This is a genomic window from Kitasatospora sp. NPDC091257 (assembly GCF_044757675.1).
GTDB lineage: Bacteria > Actinomycetota > Actinomycetes > Streptomycetales > Streptomycetaceae > Kitasatospora > Kitasatospora lactacystinica.
Genome location: NZ_JBIVVI010001776.1, coordinates 1 through 1,238, shown reverse-complemented (window position 1 = coordinate 1,238; position 1,238 = coordinate 1). Strand labels below are relative to the sequence as shown.

The following is a 1,238-nucleotide window of genomic DNA, read 5'->3' as shown; positions in this document are numbered from 1 at the left end:
GGACGGGGCGGCTCCCACCCGGCCCACCGGGGTGGGAGCCGCCGCACGTGACACCCGCGTTGCGCCGTGTTGCGGGCCGGTGACCGGATCGTGCGTCGATCTTGTCGGACGGCGCGGCGGCCGCTTACGTTCGAAACGCACCATCTCGACCGGCCCTCACCCGGCCGCCCCTCACCCCCGCGGAGCCCACCATGTCGCCGACCCCTCGCCCGCTGCGGAAACTCGGCTTCCTGACCATCGGGCTCTTCGACGAGGCGGACCCCCGCCGCGGCCACGAGTCCACCCTCGACCTCATCACCCTCGGCGAGCGGCTCGGCTTCGACAGCGCCTGGCTGCGCCACCGCCACCTCCAGTACGGCATCTCCTCCCCGATCGCCGTGCTCGCCGCCGCCACCCAGCGCACCAGCCGCATCCAGCTCGGCACCGCCGTCACCCCGCTCGGCTGGGAGAACCCGCTGCGGCTCGCCGAGGACCTGGCCACCGTGGACGTGCTCTCCGGCGGCCGGCTCAACCCCGGCTTCAGCGTCGGCCCGCCCACCCACTACGAGCAGGTGCGCGGCACGCTCTACCCGGACACCGGCGAGCAGGAGGACTTCAGCCCCCGGCGCGCCGAACGGCTGCTCGCCCTGGTCCGCGGCGAGGACGCCTCCGACTTCGCCGGCACCGAGGGCATCGAGGTGTACTCCCGCCGCGTCCAGCCGCACTCCCCCGGCCTGGCGTCCCGGCTCTGGTACGGCGCCGGCAGCCTGCGCTCGGCCCGCTGGGCCGGCGAGCAGGGGCTCAACCTGCTCACCAGCAGCGTGGTGAAGCCGGAGAGCGAGGAGGGCCCGCTCGACTTCGCCGCCATCCAGGCCGCCCAGATCCGCGCCTTCCGCGAGCGCCACCCCGACGGCGAGCGCGCCCGGGTCTCCCACGGCCTGGTGGTCATCCCCACCGACAGCGCCACCCCCGAGCAGCGCGCCAAGTACCGGGCCTACGCCCTCGCCCGCACCCCGCGCACCCTCGCCCCGCAGGGCCCGGCCCGGCTGCTGTTCGCCCCCGACCTGGTCGGGACGACCGAGGAACTCGTCGAACGGCTGCACGCCCACGCCGGCTACCGCGAGGTGGACGAGGTCGCCTTCGCCCTGCCGTTCACCTTCGAACACGAGGACTACGTACAGATCCTCACCGACCTGGCGACCCGGCTCGGGCCCGCCCTCGGCTGGCGTCCGCAGCCGACGCCCGCCGAGGGCTGACCC

General features: G+C 75.0%; 1 protein-coding gene. It reads left to right on the top strand.

Annotated features, from left to right (window positions below):
- Window positions 1-191: 191 nt before the first annotated feature.
- Window positions 192-1,235, top strand: coding sequence for an LLM class flavin-dependent oxidoreductase (locus tag ACIQOV_RS41955; RefSeq protein WP_401056473.1), 1,044 nt, complete (start codon window positions 192-194; stop codon window positions 1,233-1,235).
- Window positions 1,236-1,238: the final 3 nt, after the last annotated feature.